Source organism: Parahoeflea olei (assembly GCF_001703635.1).
Classification (GTDB): Bacteria; Pseudomonadota; Alphaproteobacteria; order Rhizobiales; family Rhizobiaceae; genus Hoeflea; species Hoeflea olei.
Genome location: NZ_LQZT01000034.1, coordinates 209,805 through 228,307, shown reverse-complemented (window position 1 = coordinate 228,307; position 18,503 = coordinate 209,805). Strand labels below are relative to the sequence as shown.

Here is an 18,503-nt window from a genome sequence, read left to right as displayed (position 1 = left end):
CGAAGTCATTTGGATGACGGGGTCGCTTGGCCAGCGGCGACCGTCTGTTGCAGGCCCGGATGCAAATTACAAGGAGCGACGATGGCTCAGACCCTTTCCTTCAATGGTCGTAGGCGCGTACGCAAGTTCTTCGGAAAAATCCCGGAAGTGGCGGAGATGCCGAACCTCATCGAGGTTCAGAAGGCATCCTATGACCAGTTCCTGATGGTGGACGAGCCCGTCGGCGGCCGTTCGGACGAAGGATTGCAGGCAGTTTTCAAGTCGGTTTTCCCGATTTCCGATTTTTCCGGCAGTGCCATGCTGGAATTCGTCTCCTACGAATTCGAACAGCCCAAGTTCGACGTTGAGGAATGCCGTCAGCGCGATCTGACCTATTCGGCGCCGCTCAAGGTGACGCTGCGCCTGATCGTGTTCGATATCGACGAGGACACCGGCGCCAAGTCGATCAAGGACATCAAGGAACAGAACGTCTACATGGGCGACATGCCGCTCATGACCGACAACGGCACCTTCATCGTCAACGGCACCGAGCGCGTGATCGTCTCGCAGATGCACCGTTCGCCGGGCGTGTTCTTCGACCACGACAAGGGCAAGAGCCACTCCTCGGGCAAGCTGCTGTTCGCCGCCCGCGTGATCCCCTATCGCGGTTCCTGGCTCGACATCGAGTTCGACGCCAAGGACATCGTCCATGCCCGCATCGACCGCCGCCGCAAGATTCCGGCCTCGTCGCTGTTGATGGCGCTCGGCATGGATGCCGAGGAAATCCTCGACACCTTCTACACGAGCTCGGTCTATGTGCGTGACGGCGAAGGCTGGCGGATTCCGTTCCAGCCCGAAACGCTCAAGGGCCAGAAGGCGCTCTCCGACATGATCGACGCCGACACCGGCGAAGTGGTGGTCGAGGCCGGCAAGAAGCTGACCCCGCGGCTGCTGCGCCAGCTCACCGAAAAGGGCGTCAAGTCGATCAAGGCCAGCGACGACGACCTCGTCGGCAGCTATCTGGCCGAGGACATCGTCAATCCCGAGACCGGCGAAGTCTATCTCGAGGCCGGCGACGAACTCGATTTCACGATCGATGCCAAGACCGGCGAGCGCAAGGGCAACCTGATCGACCTGATCGAGGCCGGCTATGACGAGATCAAGATCCTCGACATCGACCATCTGAACGTCGGCGCCTATATCCGCAACACGCTGGCTGCGGACAAGAACACCTCGCGCCAGGAAGCGCTGTTCGACATCTACCGTGTCATGCGTCCGGGCGAGCCGCCCACCATGGAATCGGCCGAAGCGATGTTCCAGTCGCTGTTCTTCGACGCCGAGCGCTACGACCTGTCGGCCGTCGGCCGCGTCAAGATGAACATGCGCCTCGACCTCGATGCCGAGGACACCGTGCGCGTGCTGCGCAAGGACGACATCATCGCCGTGGTCAAGACGCTGGTCGCGCTGCGCGACGGCAAGGGCGAGATCGACGATATCGACAACCTCGGCAACCGCCGGGTGCGCTCGGTCGGCGAGCTGATGGAAAACCAGTATCGCCTCGGCCTTCTGCGCATGGAGCGCGCGATCAAGGAACGCATGTCCTCGATCGAGATCGACACCGTGATGCCGCAGGACCTGATCAACGCCAAGCCGGCAGCCGCCGCAGTGCGCGAATTCTTCGGCTCCTCGCAGCTGTCGCAGTTCATGGACCAGGTCAACCCGCTCTCCGAGATCACCCACAAGCGCCGTCTTTCGGCGCTTGGACCGGGCGGTCTGACGCGTGAGCGCGCCGGCTTCGAAGTGCGCGACGTGCACCCGACCCACTATGGCCGCATCTGCCCGATCGAGACGCCGGAAGGCCCGAACATCGGTCTGATCAACTCGCTCGCCACCTTCGCGCGCGTCAACAAGTACGGCTTCATCGAAAGCCCGTACCGCAAGATCAAGGACGGCAAGGTCACCAAGGAAGTGATCTATCTCTCGGCCATGGAAGAGGCGAAGTATCACGTCGCCCAGGCCAATGCCGAGGTCAGCGAAGACGGCCACCTGGTCAACGAGTTCGTCGTCTGCCGCCATTCCGGCGACGTGATGATGACCCCGCGCGAAAACATCGACCTGATGGACGTGTCGCCGCGCCAGCTGGTGTCGGTCGCCGCCGCGCTGATCCCGTTCCTGGAAAACGACGACGCCAACCGCGCTCTGATGGGCTCGAACATGCAGCGTCAGGCCGTGCCGCTGGTGCGCGCCGAAGCCCCGTTCGTGGGCACCGGCATGGAGCCGGTGGTTGCCCGTGACTCGGGCGCTGCCATCGCGGCCCGCCGCGGCGGCGTGGTCGACCAGGTCGACGCGACCCGTATCGTCATCCGCGCCACCGAGGACCTGACGGCCTCGCGCTCGGGCGTCGACATCTACCGGCTGCAGAAGTTCCAGCGCTCCAACCAGAACACCTGCATCAACCAGCGTCCGCTGGTCACCGTGGGCGACGTCATCAACAAGGGTGACATCATCGCCGACGGCCCGTCGACGGACCTGGGCGATCTGGCGCTCGGCCGCAACGTGCTCGTCGCGTTCATGCCCTGGAACGGCTACAACTACGAGGACTCGATCCTTCTCTCCGAGCGCATCGTCTCCGATGACGTGTTCACCTCCATCCACATCGACGAGTTCGAGGTGATGGCGCGCGACACCAAGCTCGGGCCGGAAGAAATTACCCGCGATATCCCGAACGTGTCCGAAGAGGCGCTCCGCAACCTCGATGAGGCCGGCATCGTCTATATCGGCGCGGAAGTGGCGCCGGGCGACATTCTCGTGGGCAAGATCACGCCGAAGGGCGAAAGCCCGATGACGCCGGAAGAGAAGCTGCTCCGCGCCATCTTCGGCGAGAAGGCATCGGATGTGCGCGACACCTCCATGCGCATGCCGCCGGGAACCTACGGCACCATCGTGGAAGTGCGCGTCTTCAACCGCCACGGCGTTGAAAAGGACGAGCGCGCGATGGCGATCGAGCGCGAGGAAATCGAGCGTCTCGCCAAGGACCGCGACGACGAGCAGGCAATTCTCGACCGCAACGTCTATGGCCGCCTGTCGGACATGCTGGCGGGCAAGGTCGCCATCGCCGGGCCGAAGGGCTTCAAGAAGGGCACCGAAGTCACGCCCGAGACCATCGGCGACTATCCGCGCTCGCAGTGGTGGACCTTTGCCGTCGAGGACGAGAAGCTCCAGGGCGAGATCGAAGCCCTGCGTGGCCAGTACGACGATTCGAAGAAGCTGCTCGAAAGCCGCTTCATGGACAAGGTCGAGAAGGTCCAGCGCGGTGACGAACTGCCGCCGGGCGTGATGAAGATGGTCAAGGTCTTCGTCGCCGTGAAGCGCAAGATCCAGCCGGGCGACAAGATGGCCGGCCGTCACGGCAACAAGGGTGTGGTTTCCCGCATCCTGCCGTGCGAGGACATGCCGTTCCTCGAAGACGGGACCCATGTCGATATCGTGCTCAACCCGCTGGGCGTGCCCTCGCGCATGAATGTGGGGCAGATCCTCGAAACCCATCTCGGCTGGGCCTGTGCCGGCATGGGCAAGAAGATCGGCGCCATGCTCGACGCCTACAACGAGGGCGGCGACATCAAGCCGCTGCGCGACACCATCGACAGCGTCATCGGCACCGGGCCGAAGGGCGAGCCGATCAAGGACTACGACGATCCGTCGATCCTGCGCCTGGCCGAGCAGACCCGCCGCGGCGTGTCGATCGCCACGCCGGTGTTCGACGGGGCTGTCGAGGCCGACATCAACGTCATGCTCGAGCAGGCCGGGCTCAACGTCTCGGGTCAGTCGACGCTCTATGACGGGCGTACCGGCGAGACCTTTGACCGTCCGGTGACCGTGGGCTATATCTACATGCTCAAGTTGAACCACCTGGTGGACGACAAGATCCACGCGCGGTCGATCGGTCCTTACTCGCTCGTGACCCAGCAGCCGCTGGGCGGCAAGGCGCAGTTCGGCGGTCAGCGTTTCGGGGAAATGGAGGTCTGGGCGCTGGAAGCCTATGGTGCCGCCTACACCCTGCAGGAAATGCTCACCGTCAAGTCGGACGACGTGGCGGGCCGCACCAAGGTCTACGAGGCCATCGTGCGCGGCGACGACACCTTCGAGGCCGGCATTCCCGAGAGCTTCAACGTTCTCGTCAAGGAAATGCGCTCGCTCGGTCTCAACGTCGAGCTGGAATCGGCCAAGATCGACGGCATCGTCGAGCCGGAAGACCTGCCGGACGCGGCTGAATAAAGCCTGGAAGGCGCGAGGGACGGGATCCCTCGCGCCAGTCTCCGTCCCGCCGAGGTGGGGAGGGGATAATACCCGCGCACCTCGCGGACATTATGAATTTCAGGCGATGGCCTGTAGCCGGGTGTCTGCCGGCGCCGTCGCAAGCCAAGGGCGAACAGCCCTAAAAGGAGACAGGCATGAACCATGAGGTCATGAATCTTTTCAACAATAACGTTCCGGCGCAGACGTTCGATTCCATCCGGATCTCGATCGCCAGCCCCGAGAAGATTCTTTCCTGGTCGTTCGGCGAGATCAAGAAGCCCGAAACGATCAACTACCGGACCTTCAAGCCGGAGCGCGACGGTCTGTTCTGCGCCCGCATCTTTGGCCCGATCAAGGACTACGAGTGCCTGTGCGGCAAGTACAAGCGCATGAAGTACAAGGGCGTCATCTGCGAGAAGTGCGGCGTCGAAGTCACGCTCAGCCGCGTGCGCCGCGAGCGCATGGGCCATATCGAGCTCGCAGCGCCCGTCGCCCATATCTGGTTCCTGAAGTCGCTGCCCTCGCGCATCGGCACGCTGCTCGACATGACGCTCAAGGATATCGAGCGCGTCCTGTATTTCGAGAACTACATCGTCACTGAGCCGGGCCTGACCTCGCTGAAGGAGCATTCGCTGCTCTCCGAGGAAGAGTACATCATGGCCGTCGACGAGTTCGGCGAGGATTCCTTTACCGCCATGATCGGTGCGGAAGCCATCTATGAGCTGCTGGCCTCGATGGATCTCGACCGGATCGCCGGCGAACTGCGCACCGAGCTTGCGTCGACGACGTCGGACCTCAAGCAGAAGAAGCTGATGAAGCGGCTCAAGATCGTCGAGAGCTTCCTCGATTCCGGCAACCGCCCGGAATGGATGATCATGAAGATCGTGCCGGTGATCCCGCCGGACCTGCGTCCGCTGGTGCCGCTCGACGGCGGCCGCTTCGCGACGTCCGATCTCAACGATCTCTACCGCCGCGTGATCAACCGCAACAACCGCCTCAAGCGCCTGATCGAGCTGCGCGCGCCGGGCATCATCATCCGCAACGAGAAGCGCATGCTTCAGGAAGCGGTCGACGCCCTGTTCGACAACGGCCGCCGCGGCCGCACCATCACCGGCGCCAACAAGCGTCCGCTGAAGTCGCTGTCCGACATGCTCAAGGGCAAGCAGGGCCGGTTCCGCCAGAACCTGCTCGGCAAGCGCGTCGACTATTCCGGCCGTTCGGTCATCGTGACCGGTCCGGAACTCAAGCTGCACCAGTGCGGCCTGCCGAAGAAGATGGCGCTCGAGCTGTTCAAGCCGTTCATCTACGCCCGTCTCGACGCCAAGGGATACTCCTCGACCGTCAAGCAGGCCAAGAAGCTGGTCGAGAAGGAAAAGCCTGAAGTCTGGGATATCCTCGACGAGGTCATCCGCGAGCATCCGGTGCTCCTGAACCGCGCGCCGACGCTGCACCGCCTGGGCATCCAGGCCTTCGAACCGACCCTGGTCGAAGGCAAGGCGATCCAGCTGCATCCGCTCGTCTGCACCGCGTTCAACGCCGACTTCGACGGCGACCAGATGGCCGTGCACGTGCCGCTGTCGCTCGAAGCCCAGCTCGAAGCCCGCGTGCTGATGATGTCGACCAACAACATCCTGCACCCCGCCAACGGCGCGCCGATCATCGTGCCGTCGCAGGACATGGTGCTGGGTCTGTACTATCTCTCGATCCAGGCCGAAAACGAGCCGGGGCAGGGCATGGTGTTCTCCGACATGGGCGAACTGCACCATGCGCTCGAGAGCAAGGTCGTCACGCTGCACACCAAGATCAAGGGCCGCTTCAAGACCGTCGATGCCGAAGGCAAGCCGGTGTCGAAGATCTATGAAACCACGCCCGGCCGCATGATCATCGGCGAATTGCTGCCGCGCAACGCCAATGTGCCATTCGACATCTGCAACCAGGAAATGACCAAGAAGAACATTTCCCGGATGATCGACACCGTCTACCGCCACTGCGGCCAGAAGGACACCGTGATCTTCTGCGACCGGATCATGCAGCTCGGCTTCGGCCATGCCTGCCGCGCCGGCATCTCGTTCGGCAAGGACGACATGGTGATCCCGGATTCCAAGGCCAAGATCGTCGGCGATACCGACGCGCTGGTGAAGGAATACGAGCAGCAGTACAACGAAGGCCTGATCACCCAGGGCGAGAAGTACAACAAGGTTGTCGACGCCTGGGGCAAGGCGACCGAAAAGGTCGCCGACGAAATGATGGCCCGCATCAAGTCGGTCGAGTTCCATGAGAACGGCCGCCAGAAGCAGATGAACTCGATCTACATGATGAGCCACTCCGGTGCGCGTGGTTCGCCGAGCCAGATGCGTCAGCTGGGCGGCATGCGCGGCCTGATGGCCAAGCCGTCGGGCGAGATCATCGAGACGCCGATCATCTCGAACTTCAAGGAAGGCCTGACCGTGAACGAGTACTTCAACTCGACTCACGGCGCCCGTAAGGGTCTGGCCGACACCGCGCTGAAGACCGCCAACTCCGGTTACCTGACGCGTCGTCTCGTCGACGTCGCCCAGGACTGCATCGTCACCCATGTCGATTGCGGCACCACCGAAGGCCTGACCATGACGGCGATCGTCGATGCCGGCCAGGTCGTGGCGTCGATCGGCCAGCGCATCCTGGGCCGCACCACGCTGGACGACATCAATCATCCGGTCACGGGCGAGCTGATGGTCAAGGCTGGCTCGATGATCGATGAGGCCCAGGTCGTCGCGATCGAAGCCGCAGGTATCCAGTCGGTGCGCATCCGCTCGCCGCTGACCTGCGACATCCAGACCGGCATCTGCGGCACCTGCTATGGTCGCGACCTGGCACGCGGCACGCCCGTCAATATCGGCGAAGCTGTCGGCGTCATTGCCGCGCAGTCGATCGGCGAGCCGGGCACGCAGCTCACGATGCGTACCTTCCACCTTGGCGGCACCGCCACCGTGGTCGACCAGTCGTTCCTGGAAGCCTCCTACGAGGGTACGGTCCGCATCAAGAACCGCAACATGCTGCGCAACTCCGACGGCAACCTGATTGCCATGGGCCGCAGCATGGCCGTGCAGATCCTCGACGAGAAGGGCGCCGAGCGTTCTTCGCAGCGGGTGGCCTACGGCTCCAAGCTGTTCGTGGACGACGGTGACCAGGTCAAGCGCGGCCAGCGTCTGGCGGAATGGGACCCCTATACCCGTCCGATGCTGACCGAAGTCGAGGGCACCGTGGAATTCGAGGACGTCGTCGACGGTATCTCGGTCCTGGAAGCCACCGACGAGGCCACCGGCATCACCAAGCGTCAGGTCATCGACTGGCGCTCGACGCCGCGCGGCACCGACCTGAAGCCTGCAATCGTCATCAAGGGCAAGGACGGCGAGATCGCCAAGCTCGGCCGCGGCGGCGAAGCCCGCTTCCAGCTGTCGGTGGACGCGATCCTGTCGGTCGAGCCCGGCTCCAAGGTCAGCCAGGGCGACGTGCTCGCCCGCGTGCCGCTCGAAAGCGCGAAGACCAAGGACATCACCGGCGGTCTGCCGCGCGTGGCGGAACTGTTCGAGGCCCGTCGTCCGAAGGATCACGCCATCATCGCCGAGATCGATGGCACCATCCGCTTTGGCCGCGACTACAAGAACAAGCGCCGCATCCTGATCGAGCCTGCCGAAGATGGCGTCGAGCCCGTGGAATATCTCATTCCGAAGGGCAAGCCGTTCCACCTTCAGGACGGCGACTTCATCGAAAAGGGTGACTACATCCTCGACGGCAACCCAGCGCCGCACGACATCCTGGCGATCAAGGGCGTGGAGGCTCTGGCCTCCTACCTCGTCAACGAGATCCAGGAAGTCTACCGGTTGCAGGGCGTGTTGATCAACGACAAGCACATCGAGGTGATCGTCCGGCAGATGCTGCAGAAGGTGGAAATCACCGACTCCGGCGATTCGATCTACATCGTCGGCGACAATGTCGACCAGATCGAACTGGAAAACGCCAACGAGCGCCTGATCGAGGAAGGCAAGAAGCCTGCCTATGGCGTGCCGGTGCTTCTCGGCATCACCAAGGCCTCGCTGCAGACGCCATCCTTCATCTCCGCGGCCTCCTTCCAGGAGACCACGAAGGTGCTCACCGAAGCAGCCGTTGCCGGCAAGGTCGACACGCTGCAGGGTCTGAAGGAAAACGTCATCGTCGGACGTCTGGTGCCCGCGGGTACCGGCGGCACCATGACCCAGATCCGTCGCATCGCAACCTCGCGCGACGATCTGATTCTCGACGAGCGCCGCAAGACCTCGGGTGCGGAAACCGCGGCTCCGATGCTGACCAACATGACCAGCGAAGAGCCGACGCCCGCCGAATAAGGCAGCGCCGGGCAGGGGGCGCCATCCGCGCCAACCTGTCACACCAAATCGAAACGCCCGGGGTACACCACCCCGGGCGTTTTTTGCTTCGGGGGTGGGACGAATTGCGTTTTTGTTGATCTGGAACAAATGCGCGAATTGGAGGCATTCTAAACTGGCCGCCGTTCACACCGAACGGAGGTTACAATGACGAAAATCATCACAACGATCGCGGCAGTGCTCCTGGCGGGCACGGCTTTCGCCGCCGATCCATCGCCGGCCGATTTGCGCGAAAGCGCGCTGGAGCTTTTCAAGCCGTTGCCGTCGACGACGCCCGCGGTTGCCAACAACCCGATCACGCCGGACAAGATCGCGCTCGGAAAGGCGCTGTTCTTCGATCCGCGCATGTCGGCTTCGGGCGTCTTTTCCTGCAATTCCTGCCACAATCTCGGCACCGGCGGCGACGACAATCTCGAAACGTCGATCGGCCACGGCTGGCAGAAGGGGCCGCGCAACGCGCCGACCGTCTTCAACGCCGTCTTCAACATCGCCCAGTTCTGGGATGGCCGCGCCGACGACCTGGCAGCCCAGGCCAAGGGCCCGGTCCAGGCCGGCGTCGAAATGGCCAACACGCCGGACCAGGTGGTCGCCACGCTGAAATCCATGCCCGACTATGTCACATGGTTCACCGCATCCTTCCCCGGCGAGGAGGACCCGACCACCTTCGACAACTTCGCCAAGGCGATCGAGGCCTTCGAGGCGACGCTGATCACACCGGCGCCCTTCGACGCTTTCCTCAATGGCGATGACAACGCCATGGACGCCGACCAGCTCAAGGGGCTGGCCCTGTTCATGGACAAGGGTTGCTCGACCTGCCACGCTGGCGTCAATGTCGGCGGCGAGGGCTATTATCCCTTCGGCCTGGTGGAAAAGCCGGGGGCGGAAGTGCTGCCCGAGAACGACAAGGGCCGGTTCGAAGTCACCAAGACGGCCGACGATTCCTATGTCTTCCGTGCCGCGCCACTGCGCAACGTGGCCGTCACCGCGCCCTATTTCCACTCCGGCAAGGTCTGGGACCTGAAGCAGGCCGTGGGCATCATGGGCGTGTCGCAGCTGGGCCAGGAGATCAACGACGAAGAGGCCGAACTGATCGTGGCCTTCCTCACCTCGCTCACGGGCAAGGTGCCGGAAGTCACCTATCCGATCCTGCCGGCGGAAACCGCCGACACGCCGCGGCCGAGCGGCGAGGTCAAGAACTGAGGCTGCGGGGGATGCCGCTCCGGGGACGTGGTTCCCGGCCCCGGGCCGGGGAATGATCCCGGAGCACCCTCCTGCAGGACGAGAAAGGGCCGCCCGGCACAAGGGCGGCCCTATTCGTGTGAGGGGCGATACCTGGCGCAGGCGGGGGCGGTGGCCCCGCCTGCGGTGCGCCGGTCAGTCGAACGCGATCACGGCGACTTCGCCTTCCATCGCGCCCTGATAGGCGGAGGCATGCGGCTCCTCGTCGGGCGCGCCGTCGATCAGCCCGATCTGGTCGAGATCCGCCTCGGCGAAGCCCTTGGCCGACAGCGCATCGAGGCAGAGCCTGACGGCGGTGTCCTCGTCGGGGGCCGCGAGCATCACATGCACCGGCGACATCTCGCCGCCCTTGATGCGGCTGGTCTGGCCGATGATGATGAAGATGGCCGGGCGCGTGCCGGCGTCGTCGCTGTTGTCGTTGTCGGAATTCATCGGCCTTCCTTTCTCAACCGGGGATGCTCCCTACCTTTCATGGCCCGACTGCGAGCGCAACGCCTGTCGCACCGCTGCCGCCCGCGAATCGGCGCCGCAGCGCCGGAAGACGCTCGGTTGTCCCCGATTTTTGCGCGCGCTGCCCGCGCGACAGCTTGCCGCTGCTGCGGTTTAATGCTTGTCTCGAAGGGCCGTTGGGGCATCTGCAGAGGGAGCAGCAATGATGGGTCTTGAAGGTCTTTTGATATTTCTTCTCGTCGGTGCCGTGGCCGGTTGGCTCGCCGGCGTGATCATGAAGGGCTACGGCTTCGGCCTGCTCGGCAACATTATCGTCGGCATCGTCGGCGCCTTTGTCGCGGGCCTGGTGTTGCCGATGCTCGGCGTCGTCATCGGCGGTGGAATCATCGGATCGATTCTGCATGCGACCATCGGGGCGGTGATCCTCTTGTTCCTGATCGGCCTCGTGCGTCGCGGCTGATTCCCCAAAGAATCGGCGATCCGGCCCCGGCGGTGTCCGGGGCAGGGCAATGAATCACACGCGACCGCGCAAACTGGCGCAAGAATCTGTCCTGCAGGGCTAGTCCTTGCCAAGACAGCGTCGCAGCGGCCGATTATTTTGCCCATGGCCTTGACGTCATGGGGGGAAATCAGTAGGAACCGCTCACCGAGACCGATGTGAGACGCTTTTCTTCGGGACGACTCGTCCTGGAACTTGTCTCAAACAAGGTGTCTGACTGCACTGTGAACCGACAATGCTGCACGCATGACACGCACTGTGTCCTCTGCTTTCATGGGCCCTCCGGCAAGACCGGATCCGGCCCTTGTTTTGCGCATATGGTTTATGGGCATGGTGTCCGAGAGGGCGAAACATGAATTCTAAAGGGATGGTTACATGCCAACTGTAAACCAGCTGATCCGCAAGCCGCGCCAGGCGCCGGTAAAGCGCAACAAGGTTCCCGCGCTGGAGCAGAATCCGCAGAAGCGCGGCGTATGCACTCGCGTGTACACCACGACCCCGAAAAAGCCGAACTCGGCTCTTCGTAAGGTTGCCAAGATCCGTCTCACCAACGGCTACGAAGTGATCGGTTACATCCCCGGTGAGGGCCATAACCTTCAGGAGCACTCGGTGGTCATGATCCGCGGCGGCCGCGTGAAGGACCTTCCCGGCGTGCGCTACCACGTGATCCGTGGCGTTCTCGACACCCAGGGCGTCAAGAACCGCAAGCAGCGCCGCTCGAAATACGGCGCCAAGCGTCCGAAGTAATTGTGTTGGCCGGATGCATCCAGCGGTGCGCCCGGCCTTTCGACCCATCAGTTGAAAGACGAAAAGCATGTCACGACGTCACAGTGCAGAAAAGCGTGAGATCAACCCGGATCCGAAATTCGGCGATCTGGTCATCACCAAGTTCATGAACGCCATTATGATGCACGGCAAGAAATCCGTTGCCGAGCAGATCGTCTATGGCGCGCTTGACCAGGTTCAGGCCCGCTCCAAGTCCGAGCCCGTCGCCATGTTCCATCAGGCGCTCGACAACGTCGCTCCGCACCTCGAAGTGCGTTCGCGTCGCGTCGGTGGTGCCACCTACCAGGTTCCGGTCGATGTTCGTCCCGAGCGCCGTCAGGCCCTGGCCATCCGCTGGCTGATCGCCGCAGCGCGCAAGCGCAACGAAACCACCATGATCGAGCGCCTCTCGGGTGAACTCATGGATGCGGCCAACAATCGCGGCAGCGCTGTCAAGAAGCGGGAAGACACCCACAAGATGGCCGACGCCAACCGCGCATTCTCGCATTACCGCTGGTAATCAACGAACCGTTCTCGAAAGGCATTCAAGATGGCCCGCGAATACGCAATCGAAGACTACCGTAATTTCGGTATCATGGCGCATATCGACGCCGGCAAGACCACGACCACCGAGCGTGTGCTTTACTACACTGGCAAGAGCCACAAGATCGGTGAAGTGCACGACGGCGCTGCCACCATGGACTGGATGGAGCAGGAGCAGGAGCGGGGCATCACCATCACTTCGGCCGCGACCACGACCTTCTGGAAGGGTCGCACCGGCAAGATGCATCGCTTCAACATCATCGACACCCCCGGCCACGTCGACTTCACCATCGAAGTCGAGCGCTCGCTGCGCGTGCTCGACGGTGCCATCGCCCTGCTCGACGCCAATGCCGGTGTGGAGCCCCAGACCGAAACCGTTTGGCGCCAGGCCGACAAGTACAACGTCCCGCGGATGATCTTCTGCAACAAGATGGACAAGACCGGCGCCGATTTCTATCGTTCGGTGTCGATGATCAAGTCCCGCCTGGGCGCGATCCCGGTCGTCATGCAGCTGCCGATCGGCGCTGAAAGCGACTTCAAGGGCGTGGTCGACCTGATCGAGATGAACGCACTGGTGTGGCGCGACGAGTCGCTCGGCGCCCAGTGGGATGTCGTCGAGATCCCGGCCGACCTCAAGGAAAAGGCCGAGGAATACCGCGAACTGCTGATCGAGACCGTGGTCGAAGCCGACGAAGCCGCCATGGAGCGCTATCTCGAAGGCGAAATGCCGGACAACGACGAGATCCGCGCGCTGGTCCGCAAGGGCACCATCGCCGTGCAGTTCTTCCCGATGTTCTGCGGCTCGGCCTTCAAGAACAAGGGCGTTCAGCCGCTTCTCGACGCCGTGATCGAATATCTGCCGAGCCCGGCCGACGTTCCGGCCATCGAAGGCATCGACGTCAAGACCGAAGCCGAAACCACCCGCAAGGCAAGCGACGACGAGCCGCTCGCCATGCTCGCCTTCAAGGTGATGAACGACCCGTTCGTGGGTTCGCTGACCTTCGCCCGCATCTATTCCGGCAAGCTCGAAAAGGGCTCGTCAGTGATGAACACGGTCAAGGAAAAGCGCGAGCGCGTCGGCCGCATGCTGCAGATGCACTCGAATTCGCGTGAAGACATCGAAGAAGCCTTCGCAGGCGACATCGTGGCGCTTGCAGGCCTCAAGGAAACCACCACGGGCGACACCCTGTGCGATCCGCTCAAGCCGGTCATCCTCGAGCGCATGGAATTCCCCGAGCCGGTGATCCAGATCGCCATCGAGCCGAAGACCAAGGGCGACCAGGAAAAGATGGGCCTCGCGCTCAACCGCCTGGCTGCCGAGGATCCTTCGTTCCGCGTCAAGACCGACGAGGAATCGGGCCAGACGATCATCGCCGGCATGGGCGAACTTCACCTCGACATTCTCGTCGACCGCATGCGTCGCGAGTTCAAGGTCGAAGCCAATGTCGGCGCGCCGCAGGTCGCCTACCGCGAATCGATCACCAAGGCCTACGAAGCCGACTACACCCACAAGAAGCAGTCGGGTGGTTCGGGTCAGTTCGCCCGCGTCAAGATCCGCTTCGAGCCGAACGAGGAGACCGAGGATTTCGTGTTCGAATCCAAGATCGTCGGCGGCGCGGTTCCGAAGGAATACGTCCCCGGTGTCCAGAAGGGCATCGAGAGCGTGATGAACTCCGGTCCGCTCGCAGGCTTCCCGATGCTGGGCGTCAAGGCGACGCTCATCGACGGCGCCTTCCACGACGTGGACTCGAGCGTACTGGCCTTCGAAATCGCCGGTCGCGCCTGCTTCCGCGAAAACTCGAAGTTCATGGGCCCGCAGCTGCTCGAGCCGATCATGTCGGTCGAGGTGGTGACGCCGGAAGATTACGTCGGTGACGTGATCGGTGACCTGAACTCGCGTCGTGGCCAGATCCAGGGCCAGGAAATGCGCGGGATCGCCGTGGTCATCGATGCGCATGTGCCGCTGGCCAACATGTTCAAATACGTCGACTCGCTGCGCTCCATGTCCCAGGGCCGCGCGCAGTACACCATGACGTTTGATCACTACGCACCCGTGCCGTCGAATGTCTCCCAGGAGATCCAGGCGAAGTACGCTTAATTTGCCGGCCTGCCGGACCCGCGCCCAGGCGCCGGTCCGGCCCGGAAACCGAAACGATGAATTGCCCGCTACGGGCTGAATGAGAATGGAGAACACACATGGCAAAGGGTAAGTTCGAGCGCACTAAGCCGCATGTGAACATCGGCACGATCGGTCACGTTGACCACGGCAAGACGTCGCTGACGGCAGCGATCACGAAGTTCTACGGTGAATTCAAGGCCTACGACCAGATCGACGCAGCGCCGGAAGAGAAGGCCCGCGGCATCACCATTTCGACGGCGCATGTCGAATACGAAACCGAAAAGCGCCACTACGCCCACGTCGACTGCCCCGGCCACGCCGACTATGTGAAGAACATGATCACGGGTGCCGCGCAGATGGACGGCGCGATCCTGGTGGTTTCGGCCGCTGACGGCCCGATGCCGCAGACCCGCGAGCACATCCTGCTCGCCCGTCAGGTCGGCGTTCCGTCGCTGGTGGTGTTCCTCAACAAGGTCGACCAGGTCGACGACGAGGAGCTGCTCGAGCTCGTCGAGATGGAAGTGCGCGAACTGCTGTCGTCCTACGACTTCCCGGGCGACGACATTCCGATCATCAAGGGCTCGGCCCTGGTCGCGCTCAACGATGGCGACAAGGCCCAGGGCGAAGACGCGATCCGCGCGCTGATGGCTGCCGTCGACGAATACATCCCGACGCCCGAGCGTCCGATCGACCAGCCGTTCCTGATGCCGATCGAAGACGTGTTCTCGATCTCGGGCCGCGGCACGGTTGTGACCGGTCGCGTCGAGCGCGGCGTGGTCAAGGTCGGTGAGGAAATCGAGATCGTCGGTATCCGCGCCACCCAGAAGACGGTGTGCACGGGCGTTGAAATGTTCCGCAAGCTGCTCGACCAGGGCCAGGCCGGCGACAACATCGGCGCACTGCTGCGCGGCATCGGCCGCGAGGACGTGGAGCGCGGCCAGATCCTGTGCAAGCCGGGTTCGGTCAAGCCGCACACCAAGTTCACGGCAGAAGCCTACATCCTGACCAAGGAAGAGGGTGGCCGTCACACGCCGTTCTTCACCAACTACCGTCCGCAGTTCTACTTCCGCACGACCGACGTGACGGGCGTGGTGACGCTGCCGGAAGGCACGGAAATGGTGATGCCGGGCGACAACATCTCGGCTGAAGTTCAGCTGATCGTGCCGATCGCGATGGAAGAGAAGCTGCGCTTCGCCATCCGCGAAGGCGGCCGCACCGTCGGCGCCGGCATCGTCGCCTCGATCATCGAGTAACACAGTGGGTCAGAACGCATGGTCCGGCCGGTCCGGACCATGCGGTTCTCACACAAGCAAGGACAAGTCGAATGAACGGCCAGAACATCCGCATCCGCCTCAAGGCGTTTGACCACCGGATCCTTGACGCCTCCACGCGTGAAATCGTGTCGACGGCAAAGCGGACCGGCGCAAGCGTCCGTGGCCCGGTGCCGCTGCCGACCCGGATCGAGAAATTCACCGTCAACCGGTCGCCGCACATCGACAAGAAGAGCCGCGAACAGTTCGAAATGCGCACGCACAAGCGTCTGCTCGACATTGTTGATCCGACCCCGCAAACGGTGGATGCGCTCATGAAGCTCGATCTCGCCGCGGGCGTCGATGTGGAAATCAAGCTTTAAGGCTCTGAGCCTTCAAGCAAGGGAACGAGGCATGAAGGGGCAGGGCCCCGACAGGCTCATCTCAAGAGGAATGAACCGATGCGTTCAGGTGTGATTGCACAAAAGTTGGGAATGACGCGGGTCTACAACGACGCCGGCGAGCATGTCCCCGTAACCGTCCTGCGGTTGGAGAACTGCCAGGTGGTGGCCCAGCGTACGGAAGAGAAGAACGGCTACACCGCCGTCCAGCTCGGCGCCGGCGTCGCCAAGGTGAAGAATACGTCCAAGGCCATGCGCGGCAACTTCGCCGTCGCCAATGTCGAACCCAAGGCCAAGCTGGTCGAGTTCCGCGTGAGCTCGGACAACCTGATCGATGTGGGTGCGGAGATCACTGCCGAGCACTTCGTTGCCGGCCAGCTGGTCGACGTCTCCGGCATCACCCAGGGTAAGGGCTTTGCCGGGGCCATGAAGCGCCACGGCTTCGGCGGCCTTCGCGCCACCCACGGCGTTTCGGTCTCGCACCGTTCGCACGGCTCGACCGGTTCCAACCAGGATCCGGGCCGTGTCTGGAAGGGCAAGAAGATGGCCGGCCACATGGGCCAGACCCGCGTGACCACGCAGAACCTCGAGATCGTGTCGACCGACGCGGATCGCGGCCTGATCCTGGTCAAGGGCGCGGTTCCGGGTTCCAAGGGCACCTGGATTGTCGTCCGCGATGCAATCAAGTCCGGCACCCCGGCTGATGCGCCTCTTCCTGCAGCCATCCGCGCTGCGGCCACCGTATCGAATGAGGGAGCCGAATAATGGATCTCACCGTCACCACTCTCGAGGGCAAGGACGCCGGAAAGATTTCTCTTTCCGATGCGATCTTTGGTCTCGACCCGCGCCAGGACCTGATCCAGCGCATCGTGCGCTGGCAGCTCGCCAAGAAGCAGCAGGGCACCCATCAGGCGCTCGGCCGCGCGGACATCTCCCGCACCGGCGCCAAGATGTTCAAGCAGAAGGGCACCGGCCGCGCACGTCACCATTCGGCGCGCGCCCCGCAGTTCCGCGGCGGTGGTCAGGCCCACGGCCCGGTCGTGCGCAGCCACGCCCACGACCTGCCCAAGAAGGTCCGTGCGCTCGCCCTGCGTCATGCGCTCTCGGCCAAGGCCAAGGCATCCGACATCATCGTCGTCGATGCGCTGACCGCGTCCGAAGCCAAGACCAAGGCGCTCACCGGTTCGCTCTCGAAGCTTGGCCTGACCAATGCGCTGTTCATCGGCGGCGCCGAGCTCGACCAGAACTTCCGCCTTGCGGCCAAGAACATCCCGAACGTGGATGTGCTGCCGGTCCAGGGTATCAACGTCTATGACATTCTGCGCCGCGGCAAGCTGGTCTTGTCCAAGGATGCGGTCGCTGCTCTGGAGGAGCGCTTCAAATGACGGATCTTCGCCATTATGATGTGATCGTCTCTCCGGCGATCACCGAAAAGTCGACCCTGGTGTCGGAACAGAACCAGGTTGTCTTCAATGTGGCGCGGCGCGCGTCCAAGCCTGAAATCAAGGCTGCGGTCGAAGCGCTGTTCGGCGTCAAGGTGACGGCTGTCAACACGCTGCTGCGCAAGGGCAAGACCAAGCGCTTCCGTGGTATTTCGGGCCGCCAGTCGGATGTCAAAAAGGCGTATGTGACGCTTGCCGAAGGCCAGTCAATCGACGTCTCCACCGGTCTGTAAGGGCCTGGCGGGAACAAGCCCCCAAAAGGGAACAGGAAAATGGCACTGAAAAGTTACAATCCGACGACCCCGAGCCAGCGCCAGCTGGTCATCGTTGATCGTTCGGGTCTTCATCGCGGCAAGCCGGTCAAGTCGCTGACCCAGGGGCTTCATTCCAAGGGCGGCCGCAACAATTATGGCCGGGTCACGGCCCAGTCGATCGGTGGCGGTCACAAGCGCACCTACCGCATGGTGGATTTCAAGCGTCGCAAGTTCGACGTGGAAGCCACTGTCGAGCGCCTGGAATACGACCCGAACCGGACCGCGTTCATCGCGCTGGTCACCTATGCCGATGGCGAGCAGGCCTATATCCTGGCGCCGCAGCGCCTGTCGGCCGGTGACAAGGTGATCTCGTCGGACAAGGCCGTGGACGTGAAGCCGGGCAATTGCATGCCGCTTCAGTTCATGCCGGTCGGCACGATCATCCACAACATCGAGATGAAGCCCGCCAAGGGCGGCCAGATCGCACGCTCCGCCGGCGGTTACGCCCAACTGGTCGGCCGCGACCAGGGCATGGCGATCCTTCGTCTCAACTCGGGCGAGCAGCGCCTGGTGCAGGGCGCCTGCCTTGCCACCGTCGGCGCGGTGTCGAACCCCGACCACCTCAACATCAACGACGGCAAGGCCGGTCGTTCGCGCTGGAAGGGCAAGCGCCCCCATGTTCGCGGCGTCGCCATGAACCCCGTCGATCACCCGCACGGCGGTGGTGAAGGTCGCACCTCCGGCGGCCGTCATCCGGTCAGCCCCTGGGGCAAGCCGACCAAGGGCAAGCGCACGCGCTCGAACAAGTCGACCGACAAGTTCATCATGCGTTCGCGTCATCAGCGCAAGAAGTAAGAGAGGAA

The 18,503-nt window shown here is 63.0% G+C and carries 14 protein-coding genes; 13 read left to right on the top strand and 1 reads right to left on the bottom strand.

What is annotated here, in order from left to right:
* The first annotated feature begins 81 nt into the window (after positions 1-81).
* The 3 genes from rpoB (at position 82) to AWJ14_RS15895 (ending at position 9,878) form a co-directional block, all read left to right on the top strand.
* On the top strand, positions 82-4,254 hold the full coding sequence (gene rpoB / locus AWJ14_RS15905; protein WP_066181293.1) for a DNA-directed RNA polymerase subunit beta: 4,173 nt from the start codon (positions 82-84) through the stop codon (positions 4,252-4,254).
* Positions 4,255-4,430: 176 nt separating this feature from the next.
* Positions 4,431-8,639: a DNA-directed RNA polymerase subunit beta' gene (rpoC, locus tag AWJ14_RS15900; protein WP_066181291.1), complete on the top strand. Its 4,209-nt coding sequence runs from the start codon at positions 4,431-4,433 to the stop codon at positions 8,637-8,639.
* 186 nt (positions 8,640-8,825) lie between these two features.
* A complete protein-coding gene (locus AWJ14_RS15895; protein ID WP_066181287.1) occupies positions 8,826-9,878 on the top strand; it encodes a cytochrome-c peroxidase in 1,053 nt (350 codons plus the stop codon).
* Between the two features lie 174 nt (positions 9,879-10,052).
* Here the strand turns inward: AWJ14_RS15895 and AWJ14_RS15890 are convergent, their stop codons facing one another.
* Positions 10,053-10,349 carry a transcriptional regulator gene (locus tag AWJ14_RS15890; RefSeq protein WP_066181285.1) on the bottom strand — a complete coding sequence of 99 codons (297 nt, stop codon included), beginning with the start codon at positions 10,347-10,349 and terminating at the stop codon, positions 10,053-10,055.
* A gap of 223 nt (positions 10,350-10,572) precedes the next feature.
* On the opposite strand from AWJ14_RS15890, the gene AWJ14_RS15885 reads away from it, so the two are divergent.
* From AWJ14_RS15885 to rplB, 10 genes are all read left to right on the top strand, one after another.
* A complete protein-coding gene (locus AWJ14_RS15885) occupies positions 10,573-10,827 on the top strand; it encodes a GlsB/YeaQ/YmgE family stress response membrane protein (RefSeq protein ID WP_066181729.1) in 255 nt (84 codons plus the stop codon).
* Between the two features lie 414 nt (positions 10,828-11,241).
* Positions 11,242-11,613, top strand: a complete 372-nt coding sequence (gene rpsL / locus AWJ14_RS15880) for a 30S ribosomal protein S12 (RefSeq protein WP_007197105.1) — start codon at positions 11,242-11,244, stop codon at positions 11,611-11,613.
* A gap of 67 nt (positions 11,614-11,680) precedes the next feature.
* Complete coding sequence (gene rpsG, locus AWJ14_RS15875; protein WP_066181283.1) at positions 11,681-12,151, top strand: 30S ribosomal protein S7; 471 nt, start codon at positions 11,681-11,683, stop codon at positions 12,149-12,151.
* Between the two features lie 30 nt (positions 12,152-12,181).
* Entirely contained in the window at positions 12,182-14,272 is a 2,091-nt protein-coding gene (fusA, locus tag AWJ14_RS15870; protein WP_066181281.1) for an elongation factor G, read from the top strand.
* A gap of 98 nt (positions 14,273-14,370) precedes the next feature.
* Entirely contained in the window at positions 14,371-15,546 is a 1,176-nt protein-coding gene (gene tuf / locus AWJ14_RS15865) for an elongation factor Tu (RefSeq protein ID WP_066181278.1), read from the top strand.
* Between the two features lie 71 nt (positions 15,547-15,617).
* On the top strand, positions 15,618-15,926 hold the full coding sequence (gene rpsJ / locus AWJ14_RS15860) for a 30S ribosomal protein S10 (RefSeq protein ID WP_003547547.1): 309 nt from the start codon (positions 15,618-15,620) through the stop codon (positions 15,924-15,926).
* A gap of 78 nt (positions 15,927-16,004) precedes the next feature.
* On the top strand, positions 16,005-16,709 hold the full coding sequence (gene rplC, locus AWJ14_RS15855; protein ID WP_066181276.1) for a 50S ribosomal protein L3: 705 nt from the start codon (positions 16,005-16,007) through the stop codon (positions 16,707-16,709).
* Complete coding sequence (rplD, locus tag AWJ14_RS15850; RefSeq protein WP_066181273.1) at positions 16,709-17,329, top strand: 50S ribosomal protein L4; 621 nt, start codon at positions 16,709-16,711, stop codon at positions 17,327-17,329. Before rplC ends, rplD begins: the two co-directional genes overlap by 1 nt.
* Positions 17,326-17,619 (top strand): 50S ribosomal protein L23, encoded by a 294-nt coding sequence (locus tag AWJ14_RS15845; RefSeq protein WP_066181270.1) that lies wholly within the window; start codon positions 17,326-17,328, stop codon positions 17,617-17,619. The genes rplD and AWJ14_RS15845 overlap by 4 nt, the downstream gene beginning before the upstream one ends.
* A 39-nt stretch (positions 17,620-17,658) precedes the next feature.
* Positions 17,659-18,495, top strand: coding sequence for a 50S ribosomal protein L2 (gene rplB / locus AWJ14_RS15840; RefSeq protein WP_066181266.1), 837 nt, complete (start codon positions 17,659-17,661; stop codon positions 18,493-18,495).
* Positions 18,496-18,503: the final 8 nt, after the last annotated feature.

Excerpts from the sequence above, each read along its gene's own strand:
- AWJ14_RS15895 (WP_066181287.1), top strand. The coding sequence starts at position 8,826 with ATGACGAAAATCATCACAACGATCGCGGCAGTGCTCCTGGCGGGCACG.
- rpoC (WP_066181291.1), top strand. The coding sequence starts at position 4,431 with ATGAACCATGAGGTCATGAATCTTTTCAACAATAACGTTCCGGCGCAG.
- tuf (WP_066181278.1), top strand. The coding sequence starts at position 14,371 with ATGGCAAAGGGTAAGTTCGAGCGCACTAAGCCGCATGTGAACATCGGC.
- rpsL (WP_007197105.1), top strand. The coding sequence starts at position 11,242 with ATGCCAACTGTAAACCAGCTGATCCGCAAGCCGCGCCAGGCGCCGGTA.
- fusA (WP_066181281.1), top strand. The coding sequence starts at position 12,182 with ATGGCCCGCGAATACGCAATCGAAGACTACCGTAATTTCGGTATCATG.
- rplB (WP_066181266.1), top strand. The coding sequence starts at position 17,659 with ATGGCACTGAAAAGTTACAATCCGACGACCCCGAGCCAGCGCCAGCTG.
- rplD (WP_066181273.1), top strand. The coding sequence starts at position 16,709 with ATGGATCTCACCGTCACCACTCTCGAGGGCAAGGACGCCGGAAAGATT.
- rpsJ (WP_003547547.1), top strand. The coding sequence starts at position 15,618 with ATGAACGGCCAGAACATCCGCATCCGCCTCAAGGCGTTTGACCACCGG.
- AWJ14_RS15890 (WP_066181285.1), bottom strand. The coding sequence starts at position 10,349 with ATGAATTCCGACAACGACAACAGCGACGACGCCGGCACGCGCCCGGCC.
- rpsG (WP_066181283.1), top strand. The coding sequence starts at position 11,681 with ATGTCACGACGTCACAGTGCAGAAAAGCGTGAGATCAACCCGGATCCG.
- AWJ14_RS15845 (WP_066181270.1), top strand. The coding sequence starts at position 17,326 with ATGACGGATCTTCGCCATTATGATGTGATCGTCTCTCCGGCGATCACC.
- rplC (WP_066181276.1), top strand. The coding sequence starts at position 16,005 with ATGCGTTCAGGTGTGATTGCACAAAAGTTGGGAATGACGCGGGTCTAC.
- rpoB (WP_066181293.1), top strand. The coding sequence starts at position 82 with ATGGCTCAGACCCTTTCCTTCAATGGTCGTAGGCGCGTACGCAAGTTC.
- AWJ14_RS15885 (WP_066181729.1), top strand. The coding sequence starts at position 10,573 with ATGGGTCTTGAAGGTCTTTTGATATTTCTTCTCGTCGGTGCCGTGGCC.